The organism is Streptomyces avermitilis MA-4680 = NBRC 14893 (assembly GCF_000009765.2).
In the GTDB taxonomy this organism is placed as follows: Bacteria; Actinomycetota; Actinomycetes; order Streptomycetales; family Streptomycetaceae; genus Streptomyces; species Streptomyces avermitilis.
The window spans coordinates 6,840,673-6,864,404 of sequence record NC_003155.5 but is presented as its reverse complement, the minus strand read 5'-3'; the positions used below and the strand labels follow the sequence as shown (position 1 = coordinate 6,864,404).

Genomic DNA, 23,732 nt, shown 5'->3' with positions numbered 1-23,732 from the left:
GGGGCGGCCCACCGCGCAGCGGCTGTCGGACGCGCCGCCCCCCAGAATCACAGGACGGAGGCGGACCGCGGCTCGGGGACACGACGACCTCCACGCCGGGGGGTCCCAGGCGCTGCTCGCCGCACAGCCACCGTCGGACGCGCCGCCCCCGGGGAACCACAGCACGGAGGCGGACCGCCGGCTCCGGGGCGCAGTCGGGGTCTCCGCTCCGCGTCGCGGCCGGGGTCTCCGCGACGCGGCCGGGGCCCGGACCCCAGGGCGCGACGGGTTCCCAGGGCGCGGTCCTGTGTCAGGGGGTCAGGGTCTCCAGTGGGACGTGCGGGTTTGCCAGGGCCTCCGTGTCCACCGGGGTTCCGGAGCGGATCAGGGCCTGGATCGGCTCCGTGACGTCCCACACATTCACGTTCATCCCGGCCAGCACCCGCCCCTCCTTCACCCAGAACGCGATGAACTGCCGCTTGCCCGCGTCCCCGCGGATCACCACCTGGTCGTACGTCCCCGGGGGTGCCCAGCCCGAGTACTCCATCCCCAGGTCGTACTGGTCGGAGAAGAAGTACGGCATCCGGTCGTACGTGAGGTCGCGGCCGAGCATCGCGCGCGCCGCCGCCGGCCCGCCGTTGAGCGCGTTGGCCCAGTGTTCGACGCGCAGCCGGGTGTCGAAGAGGGGGTGGTGGAAGGCGGCGACGTCGCCGGCGGCGTAGATGTCGGGGTCGGAGGTGCGCAGCCGCCCGTCGACCGCGATACCGCCGCCGTGGGCGCGGTCGGCGAGCGTCAGGCCCGCGGCCTCGGCGAGACCGGTGCGCGGGGCGGCGCCGATCGCGGCGAGCACGTCGTGCGCCGGGTGCTCCTCGCCGTCGTCCGTACGCGCGGCCAGCACCATGCCGTCCTGCCCGACGATCTCGGTCAGCCGGACGCCGAAGTGGAAGCGGACGCCGTGTTCACGGTGCAGCTCGGCGAAGACCTGGCCCAGCTCGGGGCCGAGAACGCCGTGCAGCGGGGTCGGCCCGTGCTCGACGACGGTGACCTCCGCGCCGTACTCGCGGGCCGCCGCCGCGACCTCCAGGCCGATCCAGCCGGCGCCCGCGATGACGAGGTGCCCGTTGTCCCGGCCGAGGGCGGCGAGGACGCCCTTGAGCCGCTCGGCGTGGGCGAGGCGTCGCAGATGGTGGACCCCGGCGAGGTCCGTGCCCGGGATGTCGAGGCGGCGGGGCTCGGCGCCGGTGGCGAGGAGCAGCTTGTCGTAGTGCACCAGGGTGCCGTCGTCGCCGAAGCGGACCGTCTTCGCGGCGCGGTCGACCGCGTCGACGGTCTGGCCGAGGTGCAGCTCGATGTCGTTCCGCGCGTACCAGGCGGGTTCGTGGACGAAGACGCTGTCGCGCTCCTCCTTGCCGAGCAGATACCCCTTGGACAGCGGTGGGCGCTCGTACGGGTGGTCACGCTCGTCACAGATCAGTATCACCCGCCCGGTGAACCCCTCCGCGCGGAGCGTCTCGGCCGCCTTCGCGCCGGCCAGACCTCCTCCGACGATGACGAATGTCTGATCCGCGTCGACCACTTGATTCCTCCTCGTAAGGATGTCGCCACATGCGAGCGTCCCGCACGCAGCGTGATGGGGGAAGAGGGAGTGGCCCGATCAGGCCACGCTGGGTCACACTGACACCGATTTCACGGCGGCAGGAGCACCCAGAGACCTCCTGGGGTCCCCCAGGTCACAGATGCCCCGTGAGCCTCGCGTGCAGCGACCGTGCCGCGACGTCGGTCAGTGAGGCGATCTGGTCGACTATCACCCGCTTGCGTGCCCGGTCGTCCGCCGCCTCGTCGAACAGCGCCCAGAACTGCGGGTCGAGCCCCTCCGGCGCGCGGGCGGTGAGCGCCTCGGCCAGCTCGGCGACGACGACACGCTGATCGGCGCGGAGCCGCTCCTGTTCGGCGCGCTGCATGACGTACCAGTCGGCGACCGCCTTGAGGACCGCGCACTCCAGACGGGCCGCGCGCGGTACGACGAGTTCGGCCGCGTATCTCGTCAGGCGGCCGCTGCCGTACGCCGCCCGGGTCGCGCCCTCCGCCGCCAGGCAGAAGCGGCCGATGAGCTGGCTGGTGGCGTCCTTCAGCCGGGCCTGGGCGACGGCCGACCCGTCGTAGCCGTGCGGCCACCACTCCTGGTCGAGGAGCCGGTCGAGGGCCTCGGCCAGCTCGGCGGGGTCGGTGTCGGCGGGCACGTACCGGCCGATGGCGACGGCGAAGACCGCCTGCCGCTCGGGCTCGGCGTGCAGACAGTTGGGGTCGATGTGGCCGGCGTGCAGGCCGTCCTCGACGTCGTGCACCGAGTACGCCACGTCGTCGGCCCAGTCCATGACCTGGGCCTCGAAGCAGGTGCGGTGGCCGGGGGCGCCCTTGCGGATCCAGTCGAAGACGGGGCGGTCGTCCTCGTAGACCCCGAACTTCGGTGACGTGGGGTCCGTGGGGTGGGCGCGACGCGGCCAGGGGTACTTGGTGGCGGCGTCGAGGGCGGCGCGGGTGAGGTTGAGCCCGACGCTCACCAGCTCGCCCGAGCCCTCGGACCGGACGAAACGCTTGGGCTCGATGCGGGCCAGCAGCCGCAGAGACTGCGCGTTGCCCTCGAAGCCGCCGCAGTCCTCGGCGAATTCGTTGAGCGCCTGTTCGCCGTTGTGCCCGAAGGGCGGGTGGCCGAGGTCGTGGGAGAGGCAGGCCGCTTCGACGAGGTCGGGGTCGCAGCCGAGGGCGGCGCCCAGCTCCCGGCCGACCTGGGCGCACTCCAGGGAGTGGGTCAGCCGGGTGCGCGGGCTGGCGTCCCAGGCGCGACTGCGGGTGCCCGGGGTGACGACCTGGGTCTTGCCGGCGAGACGGCGCAGCGCGGAGGAGTGCAGCACGCGCGCGCGGTCACGCTGGAAGGCGGTGCGCCCGGGCCGTTTGTCGGGCTCCACGGCCCAGCGCTCGACAGCGCTCTCGTCGTAGCCGACGCGCGTGACGGCGTCCTCGTACGAGACGGTTTCCTCGTAGTCCTCGTATGCCTGCGGGGTCCCGGGCGTGGTGCCTTCCATGCCCCGACACTAGACGCAGGCAGTGACAATCGGGACGTCAGCGTCCGTTTCAGGCCGTGGCCAGGGCCGGCACGGACGCGGGGCCGGTGGCGGATCCGGTGGCGGCGAGGGTCTGGTCGTAGCGGTGCAGGACGAGGCGGGCCATCGCCGGGTGGGCTCCGAGCGGGGCGGCGGCGATCCAGGGCGCGGCCTCGGCGCACGCCGTGGCGAAGCGGCCCGGGGCGGTGAAGTACGAGGCGACGGCGACCCGGTGGCGGCCGCGGGCGGCGAGGGCGCGCAGGGCGGCGGGCACCGTGGGCGCGGCCGCGGAGGCGTAGGCGGGGACGACGGGAACGCCGAGGCGTTCGGCGAGGAGCTGGGCGATACGGCGGGTGTCGACGGCCGACTCCGGGTCGCGGGACCCGGCGGCGGCGAGTACGACAGCGCTCGCCCGGCGGGCCGAGTCGCTCATCCGCGTGCGCCAGCCGGCCTCGGTCAGACGGGCGTGCAGGGTCTCCACGAGGAGGGGGTGCGGGCCGAGCGGGGCGGCGACATGGGTGCGCACCCGGGTGGCGGCGGCCGCGGCGTCGGGGATGTCCTGCTTGACGTGGTAGCCCCGGCTGAGCAGCAGCGGTACGAGGACTGCCCGGCTGTCGTCCTGAAGAGCCGCGAGCGTGTCGGGCAGCAGGGGCTCGTTCAGCTCGATGTGGCCCAGGTGCACGGGCAGGTGCGGGCGCAGTTCGCGGACCCGGTCGATCAGGGTGCGGACGGTGCTGAGGGCGCGCGGGTCGCGGCTGCCGTGGCCCACGAGGACGAGCGCGGGCGGCGCCGGCCGACGGGCACCGTTGAGCGAGACGAGACTGAGCTGACTGCCGAGCTGACTGCTGATCGCGTTCATGAGTTGCGCCGTACTGTCGAGGGGAACGGCCCGTGGCGGCCGACCGCCGGGGCGGAACGAGGACTCGTCGCGAGAAGGGTTCGACGCCGTCATGGACCGATCCTGACGGTACGAGGTTGCCGGGCCGTTGCGCGGCGATAACGGGTGTTTGCCGGTGCTTCACGCGGGCGGCGCCCACGGTGTGAGGAGCACCTCGGCCCCGGCCACGAACCGGATCACCGTTCGCCGCGTCTCCACTGCCGACACCGTCGACCTGGGGGGACACCTTCGATGGGCCTGCCGCGCCTGGGAATTCGCAGACCGCGCCTGCCACGCACCCGTGCCGGGCGGCGCCGGGCCGTACAGGTCGTGATGCTCGGGTGCGTGCTCGCGCTGCTCCCCGCCACCTGGATGTTCGCGGTGGCGGGCGACCGGCTGCGCACGACCGAGGACGCGCCGCGCACCGAGGTGGCGGTCGTCTTCGGCGCGGGCCTGTGGGCGGGCGAGCCGTCGCCGTACCTCGCGCACCGGCTCGACGCGGCGGCGAAGCTGTACCGGGCGGGCCGCATCGAGGTCGTCCTCGTCACCGGCGACAACAGCCGCGAGGACTACGACGAGCCGGACGCGATGCGCACGTACCTGACGCGGCACGGTGTCCCCGACGGCCGCATCGTCAGCGACTACGCCGGTTTCGACACCTGGGACTCCTGCGTACGCGCCAAGAAGATCTTCGGCGTGAACCACGCGGTCCTGATCAGCCAGGGCTTCCACATCCGTCGCGCGGTCGCGCTGTGCCAGGCGGCGGGGGTCGACTCGTACGGCATCGGCGTCGACGCCAAGCACGACGCCACTTGGTACTACGGGGGCACCCGGGAGATCTTCGCGGCGGGCAAGGCCGCCCTGGACGCGGTGTTCAAGCCGGATCCCCGGTTCCTCGGGCCGAAGGAACCAGGGGTGGGCGAGGCGCTGGCCGCCGACCGGTGACGTCGAGTCGGGAGTCGGGTCGTACCGTCACGGACCCCGGCGGTGCCGTTGGTGCGGCTGACCGCCGGGGAGTGGCTCACGGCGTGGCGGTCGCCGAGGCGCTCGCGGCGCTGTCCGGGGGCGGGGTCGGCGTGCCGCCGGGCGTCACGGTCGGCGTCGCGGTGGGCGAGGGCCCGCTCGGCGTCCCGGTGGACGGGGACCCGCTCGGTGCCCCGCCGGGCGGCGGGCTCCCCGCGCCGACGGTGTCGGCGCCCCTGCCCTCCTCCTCCGGGTCGACGGCGACCGTCAGCGTGCCGGTGAACCCCTTGACCACGTCCCCGGTGACGGCCATCAGCCCGTCCCTGGCGCCGCCGCCCGCGTAGACCGTGTCCTCGGTGAGCCGGGTGCGGGTACCGGTGTGCTCGGTGTACGGGGACGTCCCGTAGACCTCGTCGCCGTATCGGTCGTCGAAGAAGAGCTGCCCGGTCCAGTTGACCTTGCCGCCCTGGTAGGTACGGTCGGTGCTCGTGCCGCCGGTGTGCACCTTGACGTGGATGTGGGGGGCGCGCGGCGGGTACCAGCCGGGGAAGATCGTCGTGAACTCGACGGTGCCGTCGTCGCCGGTCGTCCGGTAGCCGCGCAGATACGTCCGTTCGTCCGCGCCGCTGGTATCCGTGCTCCCGCCGGCCGGCCCGGGCGCGGTGCCGGCCGGGCCGGCGGTCGGGTAACCGGAGTAGTGGCCCGCGGCGTCGCAGTGCCAGATCTCGACGGCCGCGTCCCCGAGCGGGGCACAGGACCCGGTCCGGTCGCGCACGGTCAGCCGCACCGTGAGCGGGACGCCCTTCTTGCCGTCGGTGATGTCCTGGCGGAACAGCGCGCCGTCCAGGTAGTACGACCCTTCCGTGGCGCTGGAGTTGAGTACGCACACGTCGGTGCCGGAGGCACCGTGCGCCGGTGAACCCGACGTGCGCGCGCCGGAGTCCGAGGAGCAGGAGCTGATGCCGAGCCCCATGGCGGCGCCTGCTGCCGCGCCGCCCAGCGCGAGGACCCGTCGACGAGTGATGTCGCTTTTGTCGCTGTCGGTCATGGCGGCGAGGTTAGGGGCGCCGCCCCGGCGGCCCGTGACGCCGCACGGGCCACCGCCCCCGCGGTCACCCGCACGAGGGGAGCGACACCGGAGCACCCGCACGACGGGAACGACGCCGGAGCACCCGCACGGTCCGGGGAGTGGACGGGCCGTCAGCGGCGGGCGTGCCAGTCGCCGCCCCCGATGAGCGTGCCGCGCGCCCGTAGCCGGGCCGCGACGGCGGGCGCGGCCACGTACACCCAGGCGCGTACGGCCGCGCCGTCGCCGCGGGTGACGTGCAGGGCCACCCGCTCGTACAGGTTGCCGGGGTCGCCCGGCACGTACTCCTCCAGCCGGTCCAGCGCCCCGAGCAGTTCCCCGTACGCCTCGGGCAGCGCGGTCACCAACTCCCCGCACACGGGCCCGGCGCCCGGCTCCTCCACGGCGTACGGGTATCCGGGCCCCTCGTAGAGCACGGCATCCCGCAGCCGGGCCGGCTCCTCGGACTCCGTGCGTCCGCGAAGGAAGAGGTCGTGGTTGTGCTCGCCGGGGCGCAGGGTGCCGTACACGAAGAAGGGGAGTGTCACCGGGTCATCATCGCCGTGCGCCGTGACCATGATCGGCGCCCCTCCGGGGCCTCCTCGGGAGCGTTGCAGAAACGATTCTCACCTCTCACACATCTCCACGCACGCGCTCTGGACATGACATGTCATGGCCCCTTAAATCTGAGCGGACATCAGTGGCCGATTTCATCCGCCACTCCCCTCTCTCCCGCTCCCCACCGCCCCACCCCCCACTTCCCCGCACACTCCCTGTACGTCCTATCAACGAGACCGATTGAGTCAAATACGGCACATCCGGGTGTCTCCGTCACATCCTTCTGCGCACGCTGGGCCACCGCCGGCGTGGCCACCGCGACCGCCACGCTGCTGGCCACGGCACTCGCCCCGACCGCGGGCGCGGACACCGGCCCCAGCAGGGCCACCGTGATCGACAACGCGGCCGCGGTGCTCACGCACCAGGCCGCACGCCTGGGCCTCACCGCCGCCCAGGGCACCAGCGTGCGCGATGTCGTCGTTGACGCGGACGGCGGCCAGCATGTGCGCTACGACCGCACATACCGCCACCTCCCCGTGCTGGGCGGCGACTTCGTCGTCCACCTGGCGCCGAACGGCTCCTACCGCGGCGCCGACCGGTCCACCAGGCGCGCCATCTCGCTCGCCGACATCACGCCCGCCCTCTCCGCGCCGAAGGCCGCCGACCTGGCCACGGCCGCGCTGCGCGCCGCGAACACCGGTGAGCTGCTGAAGAAGGTGACCGCCAAGCCCCAACTCGTCGTCGACGCCCTGCACGGCGCGCCGAAACTGGCCTGGCGCACCAACGTGGTGGGACAGGACTCGCTCGGCAACCCGGTCGCCCGTACGGTCCTCACCGACGCCCGCTCCGGCAAGCAGATCGACGCCTGGGACAGCATCGAGACGGCGACGGGCGACGGCAAGTCCCTCTACAGCGGCACGGTCGCGCTGGAGTCGACGCTGTCCGGATCGACGTACCAGCTCAAGGACGCGACGCGCGGGAACACGTACACGGGCGACGCGGCCAACAAGACGGATCTGTGCATCCTGGGCATCTGTTTCAGCCGCGCCCCCGCCACCCTCTTCACCGACGCGGACAACCACTGGGGCACGGGGGCCGCTTCGGACCGCTCCTCGGCGGCGGTGGACGCGCAGTACGGCACGAACGAGACGTGGGACTACTACAAGAACGTCCACGGCCGCAACGGCATCGCCGGCGACGGCAAGGGCTCCTACAACCGCGTCCACTACGGCAGCAACTACAACAACGCCTTCTGGGACGACAGTTGCTTCTGCATGACGTACGGGGACGGTGACGGGACGACCTTCGGCCCGCTGGTGGCGCTGGACGTGGCCGGCCACGAGATGTCCCACGGCGTCACGTCGAAGACGGCGGCGCTGACCTACTCGGGCGAGTCGGGCGGCCTCAACGAGGCCACCTCCGACGTCTTCGGCACCCTGGTGGAGTTCCACGCGAACAACTCCTCCGACGCCGGTGACTACCTGATCGGCGAGAAGATCGTCCGCTCCGGCTTCGGCAAGGCGGCCCTGCGCTTCATGGACAAGCCGTCGAAGGACGGCAACTCGGCGGACTGCTGGAGCAGTTCGGTGGGGAACCTGGACGTCCACTACTCCTCGGGGGTCGCGAACCACTTCGCGTATCTGCTCGCCGAGGGCAGCGGCGCCAAGACCGTCAACGGCGTCAGCTACAACTCCCCCACCTGCAACGGCTCCACGGTGACGGGCATCGGCCGGGACAAGCTCGGCGCGATCTGGTACCGGGCCCTGACGGTCTACATGACGTCCTCGACGAACTACGCCGGGGCGCGGACCGCGACACTGAGCGCGGCGAAGGACCTGTACGGCGCCGGCAGCACGGAGTACAACGCGGTGGCCGCCGCGTGGAGCGCCGTGTCCGTGGGCTGAGCCCTCGGAGTTCCCCCCGGTACCCCCGTATCACCGCTGCATACGGCCGTCTCACCTTCGGGTCGAGGCGGCCGTTCGCGCGCCGCGGCGGGCCCGCTCAGCGCGCGAGGTACGCGTCGATCGCGGCGAAGGTGGCTTCCGGCTGTTCGAGCTGGGGCAGGTGGCCCGCCTTGGGGATGACTTCGAACCGGGCGTCAGGGAAGGCATCGGTGTACGCGCGCCCGTAGGCGGGGGTGACGATCCGGTCGCTCTCCCCCCACAGCACCAGGGTGGGGACCGGGACGCGGGCCAGGCGGCCGCGGAGGGTGGGGTCGTGCATGTACGGGTCGCCCGCGAGTGCGCGCATGGTCGCCATGTTGGCCTGACGGGCGGCGAGTTGCCCGGCGGGGATGTCGGCGGGATCGACGTAGAAGCGGTCGGGGTCGTGGTAGGAGTACTCGGCGACTCCGCGCGCGTCGAGGGCGAAGAAGTCCCTGACCGGTTCGCCGTCGACCTGGATGCCGACGGCGTCGATCAGGACGAGCCCGGTGATGATTCCGAGGTCGTCGCGCGCGGCCAGCTCGGCGCCGATCCAGCCACCCAGGGAGGAGCCGACGACGAGCACGTCCCGCAGCCCCCGGTCCTGGAGGTGGCGCAGGTAGGCGAGGGCGATGTCGTCGACGCCGGCGAACCGGTCGGGGCGCGGGGTGCCGTTCCAGCCCGGGTGGGTGGGGACGAGGGTGTGCGCGGTTCGCGCGAGGTGGCCGGCGAGGGGCGCGACGGTGGCCGGGCCGCCGCCGCCGTGGAGGATCAGCACGGGCCGGCCGGTGCCGGCCTCGGACAGGGTGAAGGGCAGTTCGGAAGTCATACCAGGACCCTAACTAAGCATGTTTATATAAGCAAGCTTAGTCAGGTGCTAACCTGGACCCATGGCCGCTGAACTGCACCTTCTCGGAAGAGCCGTCAAGCAGACCCAGTACCGTCAGCACCGGGCGCTGGACAGTCGACTGGCGGGCGTCGGCACGACGCTCGCCCAGTGGGACGCGCTGCGCGCGATCAGCCGCTCACCGGGGGCGTCCGCCCGCGCGCTGGCCGCGGCGACGTTCCAGAGCGAGCAGGCGTTCGGCACCCTCGCCGGCCGGCTGGTGACCCAGGGCATGGTCGAACGCCGTCCGGGTCACGGCCGGCGCATCGAGCACCACCTGACCCCGTTGGGCGAGAAGACCCTGAAGGCGGGGCACCAGGTCGCCGAGGAGGTACTGGCCGAATGCTTCGCACCACTGTCCGAAGCCGAGCGCACGACCTTGCTGAATCTGCTCCGGCGCCTCGGCGACGAGGCGCCCGACGAATAACGACTCGGCGATTCACTGATTCGACGATGCACCGATTCCGCGATGCGCCGATGCACCGATGCACCGATTCGGTAGTGCAGCGGTTCGGTGGTGCACCGATTCGGTGGTGCACCGAGGCAGCGGTTCGGTGGTGCAGCGGTTCGGTGAATTGTTCGAGATGATTTCCGCGTGCGCCGCCACATGGCACAAGTCGGCACTTGTGAAGGATTCTGCGGCGACTGTGTGGATTCTGTAGTCGCGGACCGGGCGGCCATGCCGCATAAATCCTCCAATACGCTTCCCGAAAACTTCACCTCCCGATCAGGGCTTGCGGCAATACATACCGTGCAGTAGGCAGGTGAACCATGAACCTGTTCAGCCGCAACTCCTCGCCCCGCCGCGCCACCACCCCCGCCGCTCCGACAGTCCCTGCCGGTTCGACGGCCCCCGCCGGTTATTCCGCCCCCATTACCACCGTCACGCCGGATCCCGCCCTGGCGGCGCTGAGCGGAGAATGGGTCATCGACCCCGCACACAGCAGGATCGGGTTCTCCGTACGGCACGCCATGGTGACAACCGTGCGCGGGGCTTTCGCGGAATACGAAAGCCGCCTCTACTTCGACGGCCGCAACCCGGCTCGTTCCCGGGCCGAGATAGTGCTGTCCACCGCAAGCGTCCAAACCGGCGTGGAACAACGCGACGCCCACCTGATCGGCCGCGACTTCCTGGACGCCGCGAGGTATCCGCACCTGCGTTTCGCGAGTACGGCCGTACAACTCGCGAGCCCGGACGTCTACCGCATGGCCGGCGACCTCACCATAAGAAACGCCACCTGCCCCGTCGTCCTGGAGCTCACCTACATCGGTCACGTCATGGACCCGTTCGGCTATGAGCGGGTCGGCTTCGACGGCACCACCACGATCAACCGTTCCGACTGGGGCCTGACCTACAACGCCAGACTGGCCGAGGGCGGCGCCATGGTGAGCGAGAAGGTCCGCCTCCAGTTCGACATCGCCGCCATCCGCTCCACTCCGGCCGGCTGAGCGGGCATTTCGCCCGCAGGCTCCGGCCCGTCAGCCTCCGTACGGCCTCGTCCGCTTCGCCTCCCGCAACGCCTGCGCCCACCACACCAGTTGGTCCAGCATCACCTTCGCCGCCGCGGACGGACCGGCGGGGTCGTGGGGCCGGCCCCGTTCGTCGAACGCCGCGCTCGCGCCGTGGAACGACACCGTGTCGCGCACCGTCACCGCGTGGAGCTCCGCGAAGACCTGACGGAGGTGCTCGACGGCGCGCAGACCCCCCGAGACGCCGCCGTAGGAGACGAGGGCGACCGGCTTGGCGCGCCACTCGGCGTAGTGCCAGTCGATGAGGTTCTTCAGGCCGGCCGGGAAGGAGTGGTTGTACTCGGGAGTGAGGACGACGAACGCGTCGGCCGCGGCCAGCTTCGGCGTGACCTCGGCGAGCGCGGCGGTCGCCGCGGGGGACGGGGACATGGTCGTCGGCAGCGGAATCTCCGCCACGTCGACGACATCGGGCACGAGGTCGTCGCGCTCACGGACCTGACCGAGCAGCCACTCGGCGACGACGGGCCCGAAGCGGCCCTGGCGGTTGCTGCCGACGAGGACGGCGACCCGGACCGGGCCGTCGGCCGCAGCGGCGGCGGGAGCAGGAACAGGAACAGGAACAGGGGCAGAGACGGGGGCGGAGGACAACTCCACGGTCGTTGTGGTCTTCATGGCGCACAGCCTGGTACCTCAACCAATCTTGAGGTCAAGTCACGCCCCGCGCCCGACCGCACCCCACCCCCGGCCGAACCCCTCGGCCGCACCCCCGCACACCACTCGGGTCACCCGTTCACAGCCCACCCCCGCACCCTTCCGGTTCTTCTCCGCGACACCTCGGTCCCACCCCGGTGACCTGCCACTTTTTCCCCTGGCGCCGATCTCCGGGGAGCCCCTCCTGCACCCATTCTGCGTAGTTTTGACGTTCCGTCAGGAAGCGGACGCGGCCATGTGCCACTTACCTCGGGAGGGCAGGGGCACGACCGACGCAGCGGCACATGGGGGTGCCGCGGGCCGTGCCCTCTCGGAGGAGCAAGCACCATGCGACGTACCGCCCGTCTGCTGACCGGCACCGCGCTCGCCGTCGGCGCCGCGGGCCTCGCCGCGTCGCCCGCGTACGGCGGCGACAGCGGCATCCTGGAGGTGTATCCGTCCACCGTCGTACCCGGCGGCACCATCACGGCGAACACGGCGGCGTGCGGCGCGGCCACGGGTGACGCCAGCGCGGTCGGCGCGGGCACCTTCCCGCTGGCGCCCAGCGCGCACGAGCATGACCTCATCGGGCAGTTCCGGGTGCCGCCGAGCGCGCAGCCGGGGACGTACGAGATCGTCGTGAAGTGCTCCGGCGGCCGGCAGGTGACGGGTGACCTGATGGTCACACTGACCTCCACCAAGCAGCAGGTGCAGCCGAAAGGAAGTGTGAAGACTGGGGTCGGCGGCGCACTCGGCACCGACCCCGTACAGACCGCGGCCGGCGTGGCGGCTCTTGCCGTCGCCGCCGCGGGCGGTACCTGGCTCCTGCATCGCCGGGCGAGAGGCGACGGGATCTGACGGACACCCTCCGCTGTCCGTCCACCGGTACCGCCGTCCCCTCCCCCTCCGGGTCCGACGCCCCTCGCGGCCCGGAGGGGGCAGTGGGGCGCGAACGGGACCAGTCAGGAGGCGCGCGTGCCCAGGTTCGGCAACATCGCCATAGCGTCCGTGACCGTGGCCGCCCTCTGCTCCGGCGCATGGCTGCTGGGCAGCGGCGCCGAGAGCCACGCACCACCACAGCCGTCGGCCGCACAGGCGTCGGCCCGTGCCGATCGCGAGCAGTCCGCGGCGCCCGCGCTGCCGCCCTCCCCGCCCGACCGCATCCGCATCCCCTCGATCCGCGTCGACGCCCCGCTGATGGGCCTCCTCCTCACCCCGCAGGGCAGCCTGGACGTACCGCCCGCCGAGAAGAAGAACCTCGCGGGCTGGTACGAGGCGGGCACCACCCCCGGCGAGACGGGCACCGCGATCGTCGCCGGGCACGTCGACAACGCGGAGGGGCCCGCCGTCTTCTACGACCTCGGCGCCCTGAAGAAAGGCAGCTCCATAGAGGTGCAGCGCCGCGACGGAGCCACGGCCGTCTTCTCCGTCGACGCCGTCGAGGTGTACGAGGCCCGGAACTTCCCCGACGAGAAGGTGTACGGCGCCGCCCGCCGCCCCGAACTGCGCGTCATCACCTGCGGCGGCGGCTACTCGAAGACGACGGGTTATCAGGGGAACGTCGTCGTCTTCGCCCATCTGACGGGCAGCCACTGAGGGCCGTTGAGTTGCCGTCCGAGGACCGTTGAGGAGCCGTCCGAAGACCGATGAGGGGCCGTCCGAGGACCGTTGAGGAGCCGTCCGAAGACCGTTGAGGGCTACGCGATCCACTGGTTGTAGGCCAGATTGGCGACCAGCGCGAACACCACGGTCAGCAGCACGACCCGGACGAACCCGCTGCCCTTCTTCAGCGCCGTGTGGGCTCCGACCATGCCGCCGACGAGGTTGAAGACGGCCATCAGCGCGGCCAGCTGCCAGAACACCGTGCCCTTCCAGGCGAAGGTCGCGAGGGCACCCGCGTTGGTGCAGCAGTTGACGATCTTGGCGGTGGCGGAGGCCGTCACCAGGTCGAGGTGGAGGAGCGCGGTCAGGGCCAGCACCAGGAACGTCCCCGTGCCGGGGCCGATGAGCCCGTCGTAGAAGCCGATGCCGAGGCCCGCGAGGCCGATCGCCGCGAGCATCCGGCGCACCGAGACGGGCTCGGTCGACGGGGCCATGCCGAAGGCGGGCCGCAGGATCACGAAGGTGCCGACGCCGAGCAGCACCACCATGACGACCGGCTTCAGCACGGCCGTACTCAGCCCGGCGGCCACGAACGCGCCGGCCGTGGACCCGGCGAGCGCCGCCAGGCCGATCCGTACGGCGGTCCCCACATCGACCCGGGTCTTGCGGGCGTACGTCACCGCCGCACCCGCCGTCCCGACGATCGCCACGGCCTTGTTGGTGCCGAGCGCGTACGCGGCCGGGGTGCCGCCCGGCAGCCCGAGCAGCATCGCCGGCAGCAGCAACAGCCCGCCGCCACCCACCACCGCGTCGATCCAGCCGGCCGCGAGCGCGGCGAAACACAGGACGACGACCATGGTCAGCGATATGTCAGGCATGATCGGGACCTTATGGGACGGGGTAGGTGTGCCGTCCACGGACCTGAGGGTCTTCTGAGGTTCGGCCCGGCGCCACGTCCCCGTCTCACACCGGTCTCCCGACGCCCGCGCCGAACCCTCACACCTCCACCGCGCCCCCGCTGAGGGCAGCGTTCCCCCCGGGAAACAGGTGTGATGCGGCCGGGTAACACCGGCATCGCACGCTGCGGTCATGACTGTTCGGCGAACTCGGCACCGTCGGGGCACTCCCCCGGCGCTGTGAGGGAGCAGAGCCGCTCCGCTCCCGCCGCCGCCGCCGACGCACCACCGCAGCACCGCGACACCGCAGCACCGCTCCACCGCACCACCGCACCACCGCACCACCTGCTCACCAACGATGGAGGCTCCTGATGTCCACGACCGCACTTGTGGGGACCGGCCACCGCCCCACGATCGTGCTCGTCGGCCATGGCATGGTCGGCCAGCGCTTCCTCGAAGCGCTCGCCGAGCGCGGCCTGACCGCCACGCACCGCGTGGTCGTGCTGTGCGAGGAGCCACGCCCCGCATACGACCGGGTCCAGCTGACCTCGTACTTCTCGGGCACGACTCCCGACGAACTCTCCATGACGGACGCGGAGTTCATCACGGAGCACGGCATCGACCTGCGCCTCGGCGATCCGGCCGAGACGGTCGACCGGGAGGCGCGGACCGTGACGGCCCGCTCCGGGCTGGTGATCGCGTACGACACCCTCGTCCTCGCCACCGGTTCCTACCCCTTCGTGCCGCCGGTCCCCGGCAAGGACGCCGAGGGCTGCTTCGTCTACCGCACGATCGAGGACCTGCTCGCGATCGAGGCGTACGCGAAGTCACGGGCCACCACGGGTGCCGTCGTCGGCGGCGGGCTGCTCGGACTCGAGGCGGCCGGCGCGCTCAAGGGACTCGGACTCACCTCGCACATCGTGGAGTTCGCGCCGCGGCTGATGCCCGTACAGGTGGACGCCGGCGGTGGCGCGGCGCTCCTGCGCACCATCGAGGACATGGGGCTGACGGTCCACACCGGCACGGGTACGCAGGAGATCGTCACCGGTGACGACGGCGCGGTGACCGGCATGAAGCTGTCCGACGGCTCCGAACTCGCCACGGATCTGGTGGTGTTCTCGGCCGGTGTACGCCCCCGGGACCAGCTCGCGCGGGACTGCGGACTGCCGGTCGGCGAGCGCGGCGGCATCGCGGTGGACGCGCAGTGCCGTACCGAGGACCCGCACGTCTTCGCGATCGGCGAGTGCGCGCTCGCGGCGGACGGCCGGGTGTACGGGCTGGTCGCGCCGGGGTACGAGATGGCCGAGACGGCCGCCGCGACGATCGCCTCCGCCGACTCCTCCTTCACGGGAGCCGACCTCTCGACCAAGCTGAAGCTCCTCGGTGTCGACGTCGCCTCCTTCGGCGACGCGCACGGAGCGACCGCCGGCTGCCTCGACGTCGTCTACGCGGACTCCCGCTCGGGCACGTACAAGAAGCTGGTCATCGGCCGGGACGGCGAACTGCTCGGCGGGATCCTGGTCGGCGACGCGGACGCGTACGGCACCCTGCGCGCGCTCACCGGCTCCGTGCCGCCCGTCTCCCCCGAGCAGCTGGTACTGCCGGCGGGCGGGGGCGGCGGCGTGGCCCTCGGACCCTCCGCGCTGCCCGACTCCGCCGTCATCTGCTCCTGCCACAACGTCACCAAGGGCGCGATCCGCGGCGCGGTCACCGAGCACTCCTGCACGACGCTCCCCGAGGTCAAGAAGTGCACCAAGGCCGGTACCGGGTGCGGGAGTTGCGTCAAGGTCCTCGGCCAGCTCGTCAACGACGAGCTGACGGCGAGCGGCGTCGAGGTCGACCACGGTCTGTGCGGCTGCTTCACCCAGACCCGCGAGGAGCTGTACGAGATCGTCCTCGCCCTGCGCATCACCTCGTACCGGAGCCTGCTCGACCGGTACGGGCGCGAGGGTGCGCGCGGCGGTGACGGCTGCGAGGTCTGCAAGCCGACGGTCGGCTCGATCATCGCCTCGCTGGCCCCGACGATCGGCGCGAACGGCTATGTCCTCGACGGCGAGCAGTCGGCCCTCCAGGACACCAACGACCACTTCCTCGCCAACCTTCAGAAGAACGGCTCGTACTCGATCGTGCCGCGCATTCCCGGTGGCGAGATCACGCCCGAGAAGCTGATCGTGATCGGCGAGGTGGCACGGGACTTCGGTCTCTACACGAAGATCACGGGCGGCCAGCGCATCGACCTGTTCGGCGCCCGGGTCGAACAGCTCCCGCTCATCTGGACCAGGTTGGTGGACGCCGGCTTCGAGTCCGGTCACGCGTACGGGAAGTCGCTGCGCACGGTCAAGTCCTGTGTGGGCCAGTCCTGGTGCCGCTACGGCGTGCAGGACTCGGTCCGGATGGCGATCGACCTGGAGCTGCGGTACCGGGGCCTCAGGTCTCCGCACAAGCTCAAGTCGGCGGTCTCCGGCTGCGCCCGTGAGTGCGCCGAGGCCCAGTCGAAGGACTTCGGCATCATCGCCACGGCCAACGGCTGGAACCTGTACGTCGGCGGCAACGGCGGCGCCACCCCGCGCCACGCGGACCTGCTCGCCCAGGACCTGTCCGACGCCGAACTGGTCCGTCTCATCGACCGGTTCCTGATGTTCTACATCCGTACGGCCGACCGTCTGGAGCGCACATCGGTCTGGCTGGAGCGGATCCCCGGCGGCCTGGACCACATCCGCGACGTGGTCGTGCACGACTCGCTCGGCATCTGCGAGGAGCTGGAATCACTGATGACGGCACACGTGGCGAACTACCGCGACGAGTGGACCGAGACCATCAACGACCCCGAGAAGCTGGCCCGGTTCGTGTCGTTCGTCAACGCGCCCGACACCCCCGACCCGGTCGTCGGCTTCGTCCCCGAGCGCGACCAGATCAAGCCCGACCTGCCGCTGCTGACCATCGGCCACCGACCCCTGGAAGGAAGCGCCCAGCGATGACCCTGGCACCCGAGACGACCGCCCTGAAGGTTCACCTCAGCCTGGGGGGAGACTGGTTGTCCATCTGCGACCTGTCCCTGCTGACGCCGGGACGCGGGGTGGCCGCGCTGCTGCCCGACGGCTGCCAGGTGGCCCTCTTCCTCGACCGCGCGGGCCGTGTGTACGGCATCGACAACCGCGACCCGTTCAGCGGCGCGGCCGTCCTGTCCCGCGGCCTCACCGGCACCCACCAGGGCCGCCCGTTCGTCGCCTCCCCGCTCCTCAAGCAGCGGTTCGACCTGGAGTCGGGGCAGTGCCTGGACGACGAGTCGGTCCGCATCGCCACGTACGAGGTGCGTACCTCGTAGCGACGCCGCCACCGAGGCAGCCGAGCCGGCCGAGGCCGCCGTGTCCGTCCCGGGTTCGCGGGGGTTCCTCGTCGTCTCCGACGCTCGTCAGACCTTCAGTGCCTCGTACGTCACACCCGTGAGCTGCTCCGAGGCGGACCAAAGCCGCTCCCCCATCGCGTCGTTGAGGGTCCAGGGTGCCCGCCAGGACGGCGCGGGCGCCCCGCGCCACCCCGCGAACGACGGGCCGGTGAAGGAGTCGGGGCGCACCTCGGGAGCGGTCGCGGCGTACAGGACGGGCAGGGCGCCGGCCTCCGCCGGCTGCGCGAGGACCCTGTTTCCGAGCTCCACGATCCGCTCGGCGGCGCGGCGCCCCTCCATCCGCACCCCGGCGGTCTGCAGATTGGTGGCCGCGTACCCCGGATGGGCGGCGGCTGCGAGCACCTCCGACCCGTGCGCCGCCAGCCTGCGAGTCAGCTCGTGCGTGAAGAGCAGGTTGGCGGTCTTGGAGCGCGCGTAGGCGATCCAACGGCGGTAGCGGCGCTCGCCGTTGAGGTCGTGGATGTCGATGTTGGCGAGGGCGTGCATGCCGCTGGAGACCGTCACCACCCGCGCGCCGGGCGTGCCGAGCAGCGTCGGCAGGAGGAGCCCGGTGAGCGCGAAGTGCCCGAGGTGGTTGACGCCGAACTGCGTCTCGAACCCGTCCGCCGTCGTCCCGTACGGCAGCGCCATCACCCCGGCGTTGTTGACCAGCAGATCGAGCCGCTCGTACGGGAACCAGGCCGCGAAGTCCCTTACGGAGCCGAGGTCCCCGAGGTCCAGCCGCCCGAGCTCCACCTCGGCGCCCGGCAGTTCGGCGGCCAGTCGGTCCCCGGCCTCGGCACCCCGTGCCTCGCTCCGGCACGCGAGCACCACCCGCGCCCCCTTGCGCGCCAGCTCGCGGGCCGTGACGTACCCGAGCCCGCTGTTGGCGCCGGTGACCACGACGACGCGCCCCCGCTGATCGGGGATGTCGCTCGTGTTCCAGTCGGCCATGGCCCAGCTCCCTCCGCAGACGGACAAGTGGAGTGGCCTCAGCCTAGGCGTCCCGCGCAGTCGTCGGGGTCGCTGAGGCTCGTGTCCAGGTAGAACCACTCGGCGGTGGGGCTCGGCGCCGGGGCGGGTGCCTCGGCCGTCGCGGGCGCCTCGGCCATGGCGGGTGCCTCCACCGGGGCGCTCTCCTCGACGGGGGCAGCGGCGCGGCGGCGCCTGGGGAGCGGCGCTGTGCGGTAGCCCCGCGACCCGTGGCGGTAGCCCTGACGGAACGACTCCGCCGCGCCCGCCGCGCCCGCCGGGGGCGACGCAGGCGGCCTTGCCTCCTCCCAAGAGCCCGACGTCCTCGCCTCCTCCCAGGAGCCCGGCGCCGATGCTTCGGTCCAGGACCCTGGGGCCGCCGCTTGCGCCCAAGCCCCCGACGCGGAGGTCATCGCCCCGGCCCCGGAATCCCGCGCGGACGGTGTGTCCGCGCCCCCGGAACCCGGCGCGGACGCCATCGCCCCGGCCCGGCCGACGGGCCCAGTCTCCGCGGGCCCCGCCTTCGCCGGCCCCGGCATCAGCAGCTCCACCCGCAGCCCCAGCCCCCGCTGCTGCGCGGTGAAGTCCTCGACCTGGTTGCGGCAGGCGTGGTCCAGATGGGTCACCCCGGTCAGATCCAGCCGGATCCGTGGCCTGCCCGACGCGGCGGCGGCCTCCAGTGCCTCGATCACCTGCGGCAGCCGCAGGAAGGTGGCGTTGCCGGCCATGACGACCTTGGCCGTGTCCTCGTCGAGGTGCTGCCTGATGACCGTCTGCGACATGCGCAGCGCCGCCAGCACGATCCCGGCGGCGAGCCCGATCAGGACGCCTTCGAGCAGCGCGGTCGCCACGATGACCAGCGTGGTGAGGGTCATGACGGCGAACTCGCCCCGGTCCTGGCGCCACATCTTCGGGAACTCCTCGGGCGCGAACAGCTTCCAGCCGCTGTGCACGAGGACCCCGGCCAGTACCGAGATCGGGATCAGCGCGAGGACCTGGGGCAGCAGCAGCGCGAAGGCGAGCAGCCACAGGCCGTGCAGGACGCGGGAGAGCCGGGTCGTGGCGCCCGCCTGCACGTTCGCCGAACTGCGTGCGACGACCGCGGTGATGGGGAGCGCCCCGAGGATGCCGGCCACGGTGTTGCCGGCGCCCTGAGCGATGAGTTCGGCGTTGTAACGGGTGCGCGGCCCGCTGTGCATCCGGTCCACGGCGGCGGCGGTGAACAGGCTCTCCGCCGACGCGATGACCGTGAAGGTGAGGACGGACGAGATGATCGCCGCGTCCGCCAGCCCCGCGAACTGCTCGGGTCCCGGCATCCGCACGGCGGCCGGCAGATTCCCGACCTGGAGGGTCTTCACGTTCACGCCGGGCAGCGCGGCCACCGCGATGCCGATGCCGACGGCGACGAGCGCGGCCGGGATCTTCTTGACCGGGCCCGGCATCTTCTTCCACAGAAAGCTCAGCACGATGGTGACGATGCCGAGCAGGGCGGCGATGGCGGCCTGGGGATGAGTGACCGTTTCGCCGAGCAGTCCGGGAATCCCGGCCATGTTCTCGATGGGGGTGCCGGGGGCCTTGGTGTCGGCCATCGGGTACGCCTGGCTGAACATCAGCGGCAGTCCGATGCCGGCCAGCATGCCCTGGACGACGGCGAGGGAGATCGCCTGGAACAGTCGCCCGAGCCGGACCAGTCCGAGGACGATCTGAAGGATGCCGGAGCCCAGGACGATCACGCCGAGCATGGCCACCCCGTGCTCCAGGACGGTCTCCGAGACGAGCGCGGCGAGCCCGGCGGCGGGTCCGCTGACCTGGAGGGTGCTGCCCCGGGCGGCCCCCACCACCAGCCCGCCGATCACCCCGGAGATGATCCCCAGCTCGGCCGGGACGCCGGACGCGACGGCGACCCCGATGCACAGGGGCAGGGCGACGAGGAAGACGACGAGGGAGGCGGTGATCTCCGTACCGAGGTCAGCCTTCGCCCCCGCCTTCGGGGCGGTCCTCGTGGCTGTCTCCGGCACGGTCTCCGTGGCCGCGTCGGTAGCGGTCTTCGTGGCCGTCTTCGTCGCCGTCTTCGTCACCGTCTTCGCGGCCGTCCTGGTGTGCGCCGGAACGCGGCCACGCGCATGCGACCCGCTCATCCGGCGTGCACCCGGAAGCGCCCGTCGTCGTCCAGCTCGTACACCTGGCCGGTGTCGACCTCGTAGTACCAGCCGTGCAGCCGCAGCAGGCCCGTCTCCAGCCGCTGCCGCACCACCGGGTAACTCCGCAGCGTGGAGAGCTGGTTGACGATGTTGCACTGCGCCACGTCGGGCAGCGACGGGTCGTCGCAGGCCGTGCCGAGCATCGGCGCGAGGTCCGGGCGGGCCAGCTCCAGCCAGGCGTCCACGCCCGGCAGCATGGACAGGTCGTCGCCGGACTTCAGCGCTCCCATCGCCCCGCAGTGTGAGTGACCGCACACCACGACATTCTGAACTCCGAGCACCTCCAGCGCGTACTCGATGGTGGCGGCCTCGCCTGAGGCCCCGTGCTGTCCGTGCGGCGGAACGATGTTTCCCGCGTTCCGCAGCTCGAATATCTCTCCGGGCCGTGCGCCTGTGATCAGGGCGGGTATGACCCGTGAGTCCGAACAGGTGATGAAGAGCGCCTCGGGATATTGCCCCTCGGCCAGTTTCCGGTATTCACCGCTCTCGAAATCGACCTGCCGCTTGAACGACCGGGCATGGTCAAGCAATTCCTTCACGACACCTCCTGAACAGGGAGTTCGACCAGGTGGTGCCACCGTAGAGGGGTCATGACCAGACGAAGGTTAAGCCAACACTAAAGCGCCGCCAGGAATAGTCCATTCTTTGTCCGGCCTCGCCCGGCGCACCTTCTTCTTGTAGCGTGTCAACTTCACAGCTCAACTCCACAGCTCAACTCCACCGCACGGAAATGGAATTGTTCGTGCGGTCCGGCCAAGTCAAGGAGAGACGCGACGTATGGGCCTACGAGTGCTGCTCATCGAGGACGACGAGACAATCGCCGAACCACTCGCCGAAGGGCTCGGGCACTTCGGACTGACGGTTGATCACGTCGCCACGGGCACCGAGGGCCTGAGAGGTCCGTACGGGGATGTCGTCCTGCTCGACCTCGGGTTGCCGGACATGGACGGCATCGACGTCTGCCGGGGCATCCGGCAGGTCTCCGGCGTCCCCATCGTCATCCTCAGCGCGCGGGGCGAGGAGGCCGACCGGGTGCTGGGCCTGGAGCTCGGCGCCGACGACTACTTGGCGAAACCTTTCAGCATGCGGGAGCTGGTGGCCCGGGTGCGGGCGGTGACACGGCGAACACAGCGCGCCCGACCGGCCCACGAGCCCACACCGCCGACACCGACATCGACACCGTCGCCGCCCCCGGCACCTTCGTACGAGCCCACGTCCGCCCCCGCGTACCAAACCGCACCCCCGCCGTCGCACGAACCGGCACCGCGGCCCTCGTACGAGCCCCCGCCGCACCCCGCCCCCGGACCCGGCCCGCTCGTCGTGGACCGCAGGACCCGCCAGGTCTGGGTCGGCGAGCAGCCCGTCGTGCTCACCCCGAAGGAGTTCGAACTGCTCGCGCTGCTCACCGAGGACCCGGGCGCCGTGTACTCGCGGCAGCAGATCCTCGACCGCGTGTGGGATCCGCACTACCAGGGCCCGACCAAGACGCTCGACGTCCATGTCGCCACGCTGCGGCGGAAGTTGGGCCACCCGGCGTGGATCCAGACGCTGCGTGGAGTGGGTTTCCGGCTGGCCGTGCACACCGAGCCGAGCAGGCGGCGGCATCAGCAGGTGGCCTACCCGTGACCCGTCGGCTGCTGCTCAGCTACCTCAGCCTCGCCGCCCTCGTCCTGCTCTGCCTGGAGATACCGCTGGGCTTCGTCTACTCGCGGGGCGAACGGGAACGGGTCGTGGGCAAGGCGAGGGACGAGTCCGAGTCCGTGTCCATGTACGCCTCGCTGTCCATCACCGCGGGCCGGGCCGAGCGGGACCTGCCCGACCGGGCCGCCCACTGCGCCGAGCGCATCGGCGGCAAGGTGGTGATCGTGGACGAGTCCGGCGGCCTGCTGGCCACGTCGCACCCGCTGTCCACCGCCGAGGTGCGGGGACTCGCCGCCCGCCCCGGCATCGCGGCCGCGCTGCGCGGCACGTCGACGGTGGACGTACGGACGTCCACGATCGGCGGTGTGCAGTACCTGTCCGTCGCGGCCCCGGTCCGGCACGGCGCGTACCGGCAGGGCGCCGTGTGGATCACGCTTCCCACGCGGACGGTGCACTCCAGAGTGCACCACGTCTGGCTGCTGCTGGCGCTGGGCGGGCTCGCGGTGCTCACCGCGGTCGCGGTCGTGGGCTTCGCGATCGCCCGCTGGACGGGCCACCCGATCCGCGAACTCGAGCGCGCCACACACCAGTTGGCCGACGGCGGCACGGCGACGCCCGTGGCGGTCACCACGGGACCGCCGGAGGTGCGCAGTCTGGCGGCCACGTTCAACCGCACCGCGGCCCGCCTGGAACATCTGCTGGCATCGCAGCGCGCCTTCGCCGGGGAGGCCTCGCACCAGCTGAAGACCCCGCTGGCGGCGCTGCGGCTGCGCCTGGAGAACCTGGAGTCCGGGATGGCGCCGCACGCCCGCCCCGGCCTGACCGCCGCGATGACGGAGACGGACCGACTGGCGCGGATGGTCGAGGGGCTGCTGGCGATGGCCCGCCTCGACGAGAGCGCGGCCACCCGCGAACCGGTCGACCTGGACCGGGTCTGCGCCGAACGGCACCGCACCTGGACCCCGCTGTTCGAGCAGCACGGCGTCCGGCTGGTCCTGCTCGGCGACCCCGCCGGACAGGTGCTGGCGGTGCCCGGGGCGATCGAGCAGATCCTGGACAACCTGCTGTCGAACGCGCTGAGGGTGGCGCCGTCGGGCTCCGCGGTCACCCTCGACGTACGCCGCCCGCCGGCCCCGGAGCGCCGCTTCCACCACCGCCCGCCGGACCCGTCCCGGCCGTCGCGGGTCGCCCTCCACGTCATGGACGAGGGACCGGGCATGACCGAGGAACAGCGCCGCCGCGCCTTCGACCGCTTCTGGCGCGCCCCCGACGCGCCCAAGGGCGGTACGGGCCTGGGCCTGGCCCTGGTCCAGCGGCTGACCCACGCGAGCGGCGGCGAGGTCGAGCTGCGGCCGGCGCGGCGCGGGGGCCTCGACGCGGTGGTCCGCCTGCCGTCCGCGCGACCGCCCGCCCACAGCCACCCCTCCGGCAGAGAGGGCCGGCGCCGCCGCGGGGCTCCGGCCGTGCCGGCCTGAGCGTCTCCGACGTCGGCCACTCGCAGGCGGCCCACGCCGAAGGGGCGG

General features: G+C 71.9%; 21 protein-coding genes. 10 read left to right on the top strand and 11 right to left on the bottom strand.

All coding sequences use genetic code 11. The features are described from left to right. Positions 1-289: 289 nt before the first annotated feature. The 3 genes from SAVERM_RS29275 to SAVERM_RS29265 all read right to left on the bottom strand — a co-directional run bounded on the left by SAVERM_RS29275 (position 290) and on the right by SAVERM_RS29265 (position 4,032). A complete protein-coding gene (locus tag SAVERM_RS29275; RefSeq protein WP_010987077.1) occupies positions 290-1,555 on the bottom strand; it encodes an NAD(P)/FAD-dependent oxidoreductase in 1,266 nt (421 codons plus the stop codon). A gap of 154 nt (positions 1,556-1,709) precedes the next feature. After that, a complete protein-coding gene (locus SAVERM_RS29270) occupies positions 1,710-3,062 on the bottom strand; it encodes a deoxyguanosinetriphosphate triphosphohydrolase (protein ID WP_010987076.1) in 1,353 nt (450 codons plus the stop codon). A 49-nt stretch (positions 3,063-3,111) separates the two neighbouring features. Further along, the gene (locus tag SAVERM_RS29265; protein ID WP_010987075.1) at positions 3,112-4,032 is read right to left on the bottom strand and encodes a sirohydrochlorin chelatase; all 921 of its coding nucleotides are present in this window, start codon (positions 4,030-4,032) and stop codon (positions 3,112-3,114) included. A gap of 177 nt (positions 4,033-4,209) precedes the next feature. On the opposite strand from SAVERM_RS29265, the gene SAVERM_RS29260 reads away from it, so the two are divergent. Continuing rightward, positions 4,210-4,902, top strand: a complete 693-nt coding sequence (locus tag SAVERM_RS29260) for a SanA/YdcF family protein (RefSeq protein WP_010987074.1) — start codon at positions 4,210-4,212, stop codon at positions 4,900-4,902. Positions 4,903-4,978: 76 nt separating this feature from the next. Here the strand turns inward: SAVERM_RS29260 and SAVERM_RS29255 are convergent, their stop codons facing one another. After that, positions 4,979-5,968, bottom strand: a complete 990-nt coding sequence (locus SAVERM_RS29255) for an intradiol ring-cleavage dioxygenase (RefSeq protein ID WP_048894206.1) — start codon at positions 5,966-5,968, stop codon at positions 4,979-4,981. A gap of 152 nt (positions 5,969-6,120) precedes the next feature. Next, positions 6,121-6,534, bottom strand: a complete 414-nt coding sequence (locus tag SAVERM_RS29250) for a gamma-glutamylcyclotransferase family protein (RefSeq protein ID WP_107082956.1) — start codon at positions 6,532-6,534, stop codon at positions 6,121-6,123. A 318-nt stretch (positions 6,535-6,852) separates the two neighbouring features. Between SAVERM_RS29250 and SAVERM_RS29245 the strand changes: the two genes are divergently transcribed. Beyond that, positions 6,853-8,448 carry a M4 family metallopeptidase gene (locus SAVERM_RS29245; RefSeq protein WP_010987071.1) on the top strand — a complete coding sequence of 532 codons (1,596 nt, stop codon included), beginning with the start codon at positions 6,853-6,855 and terminating at the stop codon, positions 8,446-8,448. A 97-nt stretch (positions 8,449-8,545) separates the two neighbouring features. On the opposite strand, the gene SAVERM_RS29240 is transcribed toward SAVERM_RS29245, so the two are convergent. Then, positions 8,546-9,295, bottom strand: a complete 750-nt coding sequence (locus tag SAVERM_RS29240) for an alpha/beta fold hydrolase (RefSeq protein ID WP_010987070.1) — start codon at positions 9,293-9,295, stop codon at positions 8,546-8,548. A 61-nt stretch (positions 9,296-9,356) separates the two neighbouring features. Between SAVERM_RS29240 and SAVERM_RS29235 the strand changes: the two genes are divergently transcribed. Both SAVERM_RS29235 and SAVERM_RS29230 read left to right on the top strand, forming a co-directional pair. Further along, positions 9,357-9,779 carry a MarR family winged helix-turn-helix transcriptional regulator gene (locus SAVERM_RS29235; protein ID WP_010987069.1) on the top strand — a complete coding sequence of 141 codons (423 nt, stop codon included), beginning with the start codon at positions 9,357-9,359 and terminating at the stop codon, positions 9,777-9,779. A gap of 344 nt (positions 9,780-10,123) precedes the next feature. After that, complete coding sequence (locus tag SAVERM_RS29230; RefSeq protein ID WP_010987068.1) at positions 10,124-10,801, top strand: YceI family protein; 678 nt, start codon at positions 10,124-10,126, stop codon at positions 10,799-10,801. Positions 10,802-10,831: 30 nt separating this feature from the next. Here the strand turns inward: SAVERM_RS29230 and SAVERM_RS29225 are convergent, their stop codons facing one another. Next, positions 10,832-11,494, bottom strand: a complete 663-nt coding sequence (locus tag SAVERM_RS29225; RefSeq protein WP_078234527.1) for an NADPH-dependent FMN reductase — start codon at positions 11,492-11,494, stop codon at positions 10,832-10,834. A gap of 366 nt (positions 11,495-11,860) precedes the next feature. Here SAVERM_RS29225 and SAVERM_RS29220 point away from each other — a divergent pair, with 366 nt between their 5' ends. Together SAVERM_RS29220 and SAVERM_RS29215 are read left to right on the top strand one after the other, a co-directional pair. Continuing rightward, the gene (locus SAVERM_RS29220; RefSeq protein WP_010987066.1) at positions 11,861-12,370 is read left to right on the top strand and encodes a hypothetical protein; all 510 of its coding nucleotides are present in this window, start codon (positions 11,861-11,863) and stop codon (positions 12,368-12,370) included. A 117-nt stretch (positions 12,371-12,487) separates the two neighbouring features. Further along, complete coding sequence (locus SAVERM_RS29215; protein WP_010987065.1) at positions 12,488-13,108, top strand: class F sortase; 621 nt, start codon at positions 12,488-12,490, stop codon at positions 13,106-13,108. Positions 13,109-13,209: 101 nt separating this feature from the next. On the opposite strand, the gene SAVERM_RS29210 is transcribed toward SAVERM_RS29215, so the two are convergent. Further along, a complete protein-coding gene (locus SAVERM_RS29210; protein WP_010987064.1) occupies positions 13,210-13,992 on the bottom strand; it encodes a sulfite exporter TauE/SafE family protein in 783 nt (260 codons plus the stop codon). A 389-nt stretch (positions 13,993-14,381) separates the two neighbouring features. On the opposite strand from SAVERM_RS29210, the gene nirB reads away from it, so the two are divergent. Both nirB and nirD read left to right on the top strand, forming a co-directional pair. After that, entirely contained in the window at positions 14,382-16,988 is a 2,607-nt protein-coding gene (gene nirB, locus SAVERM_RS29205; protein WP_010987063.1) for a nitrite reductase large subunit NirB, read from the top strand. Further along, positions 16,985-17,335: a nitrite reductase small subunit NirD gene (gene nirD / locus SAVERM_RS29200; protein WP_010987062.1), complete on the top strand. Its 351-nt coding sequence runs from the start codon at positions 16,985-16,987 to the stop codon at positions 17,333-17,335. Before nirB ends, nirD begins: the two co-directional genes overlap by 4 nt. 87 nt (positions 17,336-17,422) lie before the next feature. Here the strand turns inward: nirD and SAVERM_RS29195 are convergent, their stop codons facing one another. From SAVERM_RS29195 to SAVERM_RS29185, 3 genes are read right to left on the bottom strand one after another with little or no spacing between them, the layout of a single operon-like run. After that, complete coding sequence (locus SAVERM_RS29195; RefSeq protein WP_010987061.1) at positions 17,423-18,349, bottom strand: oxidoreductase; 927 nt, start codon at positions 18,347-18,349, stop codon at positions 17,423-17,425. Between the two features lie 38 nt (positions 18,350-18,387). Continuing rightward, positions 18,388-20,505: a SulP family inorganic anion transporter gene (locus SAVERM_RS29190; RefSeq protein WP_010987060.1), complete on the bottom strand. Its 2,118-nt coding sequence runs from the start codon at positions 20,503-20,505 to the stop codon at positions 18,388-18,390. Further along, positions 20,502-21,107 carry a carbonic anhydrase gene (locus tag SAVERM_RS29185; protein ID WP_010987059.1) on the bottom strand — a complete coding sequence of 202 codons (606 nt, stop codon included), beginning with the start codon at positions 21,105-21,107 and terminating at the stop codon, positions 20,502-20,504. The genes SAVERM_RS29190 and SAVERM_RS29185 overlap by 4 nt, the downstream gene beginning before the upstream one ends. A gap of 238 nt (positions 21,108-21,345) precedes the next feature. Here SAVERM_RS29185 and SAVERM_RS29180 point away from each other — a divergent pair, with 238 nt between their 5' ends. Continuing rightward, complete coding sequence (locus SAVERM_RS29180; RefSeq protein WP_010987058.1) at positions 21,346-22,194, top strand: response regulator transcription factor; 849 nt, start codon at positions 21,346-21,348, stop codon at positions 22,192-22,194. After that, positions 22,191-23,684, top strand: a complete 1,494-nt coding sequence (locus SAVERM_RS29175; RefSeq protein ID WP_010987057.1) for a sensor histidine kinase — start codon at positions 22,191-22,193, stop codon at positions 23,682-23,684. The genes SAVERM_RS29180 and SAVERM_RS29175 overlap by 4 nt, the downstream gene beginning before the upstream one ends. The last annotated feature ends 48 nt before the right edge of the window (positions 23,685-23,732 follow it).

What these genes read in the sequence shown, in the direction of transcription:
- SAVERM_RS29270 (WP_010987076.1), bottom strand. Translation starts at nt 3,062, where the DNA reads ATGGAAGGCACCACGCCCGGGACCCCGCAGGCATACGAGGACTACGAG.
- SAVERM_RS29265 (WP_010987075.1), bottom strand. Translation starts at nt 4,032, where the DNA reads ATGACGGCGTCGAACCCTTCTCGCGACGAGTCCTCGTTCCGCCCCGGC.
- SAVERM_RS29260 (WP_010987074.1), top strand. Translation starts at nt 4,210, where the DNA reads ATGGGCCTGCCGCGCCTGGGAATTCGCAGACCGCGCCTGCCACGCACC.
- SAVERM_RS29255 (WP_048894206.1), bottom strand. Translation starts at nt 5,968, where the DNA reads ATGACCGACAGCGACAAAAGCGACATCACTCGTCGACGGGTCCTCGCG.
- SAVERM_RS29240 (WP_010987070.1), bottom strand. Translation starts at nt 9,295, where the DNA reads ATGACTTCCGAACTGCCCTTCACCCTGTCCGAGGCCGGCACCGGCCGG.
- SAVERM_RS29235 (WP_010987069.1), top strand. Translation starts at nt 9,357, where the DNA reads ATGGCCGCTGAACTGCACCTTCTCGGAAGAGCCGTCAAGCAGACCCAG.
- SAVERM_RS29230 (WP_010987068.1), top strand. Translation starts at nt 10,124, where the DNA reads ATGAACCTGTTCAGCCGCAACTCCTCGCCCCGCCGCGCCACCACCCCC.
- SAVERM_RS29225 (WP_078234527.1), bottom strand. Translation starts at nt 11,494, where the DNA reads ATGAAGACCACAACGACCGTGGAGTTGTCCTCCGCCCCCGTCTCTGCC.
- SAVERM_RS29220 (WP_010987066.1), top strand. Translation starts at nt 11,861, where the DNA reads ATGCGACGTACCGCCCGTCTGCTGACCGGCACCGCGCTCGCCGTCGGC.
- SAVERM_RS29210 (WP_010987064.1), bottom strand. Translation starts at nt 13,992, where the DNA reads ATGCCTGACATATCGCTGACCATGGTCGTCGTCCTGTGTTTCGCCGCG.
- nirB (WP_010987063.1), top strand. Translation starts at nt 14,382, where the DNA reads ATGTCCACGACCGCACTTGTGGGGACCGGCCACCGCCCCACGATCGTG.
- nirD (WP_010987062.1), top strand. Translation starts at nt 16,985, where the DNA reads ATGACCCTGGCACCCGAGACGACCGCCCTGAAGGTTCACCTCAGCCTG.
- SAVERM_RS29195 (WP_010987061.1), bottom strand. Translation starts at nt 18,349, where the DNA reads ATGGCCGACTGGAACACGAGCGACATCCCCGATCAGCGGGGGCGCGTC.
- SAVERM_RS29190 (WP_010987060.1), bottom strand. Translation starts at nt 20,505, where the DNA reads ATGAGCGGGTCGCATGCGCGTGGCCGCGTTCCGGCGCACACCAGGACG.
- SAVERM_RS29180 (WP_010987058.1), top strand. Translation starts at nt 21,346, where the DNA reads ATGGGCCTACGAGTGCTGCTCATCGAGGACGACGAGACAATCGCCGAA.